The sequence below is a fragment of the Streptomyces violens genome (assembly GCF_000717745.1).
Classification (GTDB): Bacteria; Actinomycetota; Actinomycetes; order Streptomycetales; family Streptomycetaceae; genus Streptomyces; species Streptomyces violens.
Window position 1 is genome coordinate 1 of record NZ_JOBH01000036.1, and the last position, 4,484, is coordinate 4,484.

Sequence of the window (4,484 nt, forward strand, 5' to 3'; positions counted from 1 at the left end):
CTTCCGACCGCCCTCCCCCGCCCCACCTGCCTTATATTCCAGGGATGTTCGTACTCGAATTGACCTACACCGCCCCCTTCGACCGCGTGGAAGCCGTGCTCGAACAGCACGTCACCTGGGTGGAGCAGCACTTCGCCGCCGGGCATTTCCTCGTGGCGGGCGTCAAGCAGCCCCGCGACGGCGGCATCGTCATCGCCTCGGTCGACGACCGTGCCACCGCGGAGAAGATCACGCAGGAGGACCCGTTCGTCGTGGCCGGCGTGTGCGAGTACCGGATCACGGAGTTCATCGCCACCAAGACCACCGCGGACCTGGCGAGCTATCGAGAGCAGCCGCCCACCTGACGATGACCGCCTGGACAGAACAGAGGGGTGCGCGGCCGGAACCGGGCCGCGCACCCCTCTCTTTCTTTTCTCTTTCCTCCACGCGCTCCCCGCCCCGCTAACCCGAACGAGGGATGGCGCACCCTCCTCCGCATGCGTACAGTTGATTGCAACAACGCCAAATCTTGCACTTTCACTCACTGACCGAGCACCACCACGCAAGACGAACCCGACCAACTGGCCGACTAACCGACTAGCCGACCAACCAACGGGCCAGCTGACCGACTGACGGAGGGGCGGGACCACCATGACCGGCACGTCGTACATGGAGCAGGAGCTGAGCAGCCAGCCACAGACGTGGCGCGAGGCCGCGCGCCTCGGCACTGAGGACGGCCCGCTGCCGAAGCACGGCCTGCGCGTCGCCGTCATCGGCTGCGGCACGTCATGGTTCATGGCGCAGTCGTACGCCGCACTGCGCGAATCCGCAGGCGCCGGCGTCACCGATGCCTTCCCCGCTTCCGAGAGCTTCTTGGGCACCGACCGCGGCTACGACGCGCTGGTGGCCATCACCCGCTCCGGGACCACGACAGAGGTCCTGCGCATACTCGAGGCCGTCCGGGGTCGGATTCCCACGGTGACCCTGCTCGGAGACCAGGACACCCCGGCGAGGGAGCTCTCCGACGAGACCGTCGCACTCCCCTTCGCCGACGAACGCTCCGTCGTACAGACCCGTTTCGCCACCACAGCCCTGGCCCTCCTCCGCGCCCACCTGGGCGAAGACCTCTCCACTGCGATACGCGACGCCGAGGAAGCACTGGCCGCTCCCCTCGCTCAGGAGTGGGTGGACGCCGAGCAGTTCTCCTTCCTCGGCACCGGATGGACCGTCGGCCTGGCCAACGAGGCAGCACTCAAGATGCGCGAGGCAGCCCAGAGTTGGACCGAGTCCTATCCGGCCATGGAGTACCGGCACGGCCCGATATCCATAGCCGCCCCGGGCCGCGTCACCTGGCTCTTCGGTGACGCGCCGGACGGACTGGCGGAGGAAGTCACCCGGACCGGCGCCCGGTTCGTGACCCACGACCGTGACCCGCTCGCAGACCTCGTACTGATCCACCGAGTCGCCCTGGCCCGCGCCCGCGCCCGCGGCCTGGACCCCGACACCCCCCGCAACCTCACCCGCTCGGTCATGCTCAACACCACCCCACCAACCCCACCCACCCAACTGTCCTGACTGTCTTTCCTCACCCGTCCCTACGCCAGGGAGGCCGGCACCATGCCACTCGTCCCCACGTCAGAGATAGTCCAGGCCGCCGATGAGGCACGGGTCGGCGCGGTGTCGTTCAACGTCATCCACCTGGAGACCGCCGAGGCGCTGGTCACCGCCGCCGAGCGCACGGGCGTCCCGGTCATCCTCCAGATCAGCGAGAATTGCATCCGCTATCACGGCAGCCTGCTGCCGATCACCCGGGCCACTCTCGCGCTCGCGGAAGCCTCCCCCGCACGCACAGCGGTGCATCTGGACCACATCACGCAGCCGCAGTTGGTGCACGAGGGTGTCGCGGCGGGGGTGAGTTCGGTGATGGTCGACGCCTCGGCCCTCCCCTACGAGGAGAACGTCGCGACCACCGCCGAGCTGACCGCCTGGTGCCACGAACGGGGGGTGTACGTCGAAGCGGAGCTGGGCGAGGTCGGCGGCAAGGACGGTGTTCACGCACCGGGCGTGCGCACCGACCCGAAGGAAGCGCTGGCATACGTCACGGCCACGGGGGTGGACGCGCTCGCCGTGGCGGTCGGATCGTCGCACGCCATGCGGGAGCGCACGGCCGTCCTGGACAAGGAGCTCATTGCCGAACTGCACGAGAAACTGCCGGTTCCCCTGGTACTGCACGGCTCCTCGGGCGTACCGGACGAAGAGCTGCGCCGGGCGATAGCCGCCGGCATGACAAAGATCAATATCTCGACCCACCTGGTCTCGGTCTTCACCCGCTCCCTCCGGGGCACGCTGGCCGGCGACCCGGACCTGGTGGACTCGCGGAAGTACATCAAACCGGCCCGGGCGGCGGTCGCCGACGAGGCGGCCCGAATACTGAGCACCCTCGGCGCGACGACGGCGCTCCCGGGCCAGTACGCCCCCGCGACCTCGGCCCACGGCTGATACCCAGGCCGACACCAAAGCCGACGTCCACGCGCACGCCCACGCCAACGTCAACGCCGATGCCGACGCTGCCCCTTCCCCTTCCCCTTCCCCTTCCCCTTCCCCTGCCCCTGCCCCTGCCCCTGCCCCTGCCCCTGCCCCACCAACGCTACGAACGGCGTACAAGCGACGGTTAGGGTCTTCGCATGAAGCGCCATGAACGGATGAATGCCCTGCTGGAGCTGCTCGGGGAACGCGGCAGGGTGGATGTCGACGAGGCGGCGACCGCGCTGGAGGTCTCGGCCGCGACGATGCGCCGCGACATGGACACGCTGGCCGAGCAGCAGCTGCTCACCCGGACGCGTGGCGGTGCGGTGCTGAGTTCCGTGGCGTACGACCTGCCCATCCGTTACAAGCACACCCATCGCGCGGCGGACAAGGAGGCGGTTGCCCAGGCGGCGGCCAAACTGGTCGAGCGCGGCGATGTCGTCGGGCTCAGCGGCGGCACGACCACCACGGAGATCGCCCGGGTCCTCGCGACCCGGCCGGAGTTCGCGGAGGCCGGCCCGCAGCCGCACCTGACGATCGTCACGAACTCGCTGAACATCGCGAACGAGCTCGCCGTACGGCCACAGATCAAGATCGTGCTGACGGGTGGCGTCGCACAGTCTCGGTCGTTCGAGCTGGTCGGCCCGTTCAGTGAGCTGGTGCTGCAGCAGATCTCCGTGGACATCGCGTTCATCGGCGCGAACGGCATGGACCCGCAGATGGGGGCCACCGTGCACGACGAGTCGGAGGCCCGCGTCAACCGCCTCATGGCCGAACGCTCCCGACGAGCCGTCATCGTCGCGGACTCCTCCAAGATCGGCACCCGCTGCTTCGCCCGCGTCGGCGACGCCGATGTCTTCGACACCTTCATCACCGACAACAGGGTGGAGGAATCCGCCAGAAAGGAATTCACCGACCGCGGCCTACGCGTCATCACTGCCTCAACCCAGCAGCAGTACGAGACAGTCACGACTGCGGACGACTGACGGGGCGGGACGCCGGACCGGCGCGGCCAGAGCGGCGTGGCGGGGGCCGGTGCGGGGCCGCCAAGTCGGAGCGTCAGGTGGGGCGGAGGAGGGCTTCGGCGCCGCCGTCGATGAAGAGGAGTTGGCCGGTCATGTGGGTGTTGTCGGGGGAGGTGAGCCAGGTCAGGAGCGGGGCGACCTGTTCGGGGCGGGCGTGGCCGTTGAGCGGCATCGGGACCGCGGTGTCGACGACCCGGCGCGTGGCGGGGTCGGCGAGCATCCCTTCGGTCATCGGGGTCAGGACGGTGCCGGGACCGATGGCGTTCAAGGGGATGCCGGCGCCCGCCCAGCCGGGGGTGACCGCGGTGCGCCGTACCCAGCGGGCGATGGCTGCCTTGGACGAGCCGTAGAGGAGGTGCCCCTCGCCCCGGTCGATGGCGTTCTGCGCCGCCGCGGTGGTCGCTGCCTCGTCGCCGGCCAGGGCGGCGTCAACGATGGCCGGGTCGGAGGGGTGTACGGCGGCGACGGAGGCGACGACGGCGGCGCGCGGGTCGGTGCCGGCGGCGAGCAGCGGGCGGAGGCGTTCCAGGGTGGCGACCGCGCCGAAGTAGTTGACCTTGAGGGTGGCGGGCGTGAAGTGCGCGAGGCCGGCGCAGGCGATGACGGCGTCGAGTCGGCCGTCGGTCAACTCCCGGGCCCGGGAGGCCAGTTCGGTGCGGCCCTGTTCCGTGGCGAGATCGGCCGCTATCGCGATGCCGGCCGCCTCGGTGGTCCGGTCGGCGCCGATGACGGTGTGGCCTGCTGCCCGGAGGCGGGCCGCGGTGGCCTCGCCGATGCCTGAGGCCGCGCCGGTGACGAGGTAGGTGCGCGAGGAAGGGGGCATGGTCGGTGGCTCCTTCGCTGCCGGCACCGCCGGCTCGGGCGAGTGGAGTGACCAACTTAAATTAAATGGCATGACGTGCCAATAAGGGCGATGAGGGGGCCACGGTCCGATGAGGGGGAGGGGGCGGGGGG

The 4,484-nt window shown here is 69.8% G+C and carries 5 protein-coding genes; 4 read left to right on the forward strand and 1 reads right to left on the reverse strand.

Going from position 1 to position 4,484, the window contains the following annotated elements; all coding sequences use genetic code 11:
- Positions 1-44 precede the first annotated feature (44 nt).
- The 4 genes from IF04_RS0135215 (at position 45) to IF04_RS0135230 (ending at position 3,491) form a co-directional block, all read left to right on the forward strand.
- Positions 45-344, forward strand: a complete 300-nt coding sequence (locus IF04_RS0135215) for a YciI family protein (protein WP_030267694.1) — start codon at positions 45-47, stop codon at positions 342-344.
- Between the two features lie 286 nt (positions 345-630).
- Entirely contained in the window at positions 631-1,554 is a 924-nt protein-coding gene (locus IF04_RS0135220; RefSeq protein ID WP_030267696.1) for an SIS domain-containing protein, read from the forward strand.
- 42 nt (positions 1,555-1,596) lie between these two features.
- Positions 1,597-2,478 (forward strand): class II fructose-bisphosphate aldolase, encoded by an 882-nt coding sequence (locus IF04_RS0135225; RefSeq protein ID WP_030267699.1) that lies wholly within the window; start codon positions 1,597-1,599, stop codon positions 2,476-2,478.
- A 185-nt stretch (positions 2,479-2,663) separates the two neighbouring features.
- On the forward strand, positions 2,664-3,491 hold the full coding sequence (locus tag IF04_RS0135230) for a DeoR/GlpR family DNA-binding transcription regulator (protein ID WP_051831855.1): 828 nt from the start codon (positions 2,664-2,666) through the stop codon (positions 3,489-3,491).
- Between the two features lie 73 nt (positions 3,492-3,564).
- On the opposite strand, the gene IF04_RS0135235 is transcribed toward IF04_RS0135230, so the two are convergent.
- Entirely contained in the window at positions 3,565-4,353 is a 789-nt protein-coding gene (locus IF04_RS0135235; protein ID WP_030267703.1) for an SDR family oxidoreductase, read from the reverse strand.
- Between the last annotated feature and the right edge of the window lie 131 nt (positions 4,354-4,484).

Coding starts and splice junctions, on each gene's coding strand:
- IF04_RS0135215 (WP_030267694.1), top strand. CDS start 45: ATGTTCGTACTCGAATTGACCTACACCGCCCCCTTCGACCGCGTGGAA.
- IF04_RS0135220 (WP_030267696.1), top strand. CDS start 631: ATGACCGGCACGTCGTACATGGAGCAGGAGCTGAGCAGCCAGCCACAG.
- IF04_RS0135225 (WP_030267699.1), top strand. CDS start 1,597: ATGCCACTCGTCCCCACGTCAGAGATAGTCCAGGCCGCCGATGAGGCA.
- IF04_RS0135230 (WP_051831855.1), top strand. CDS start 2,664: ATGAAGCGCCATGAACGGATGAATGCCCTGCTGGAGCTGCTCGGGGAA.
- IF04_RS0135235 (WP_030267703.1), bottom strand. CDS start 4,353: ATGCCCCCTTCCTCGCGCACCTACCTCGTCACCGGCGCGGCCTCAGGC.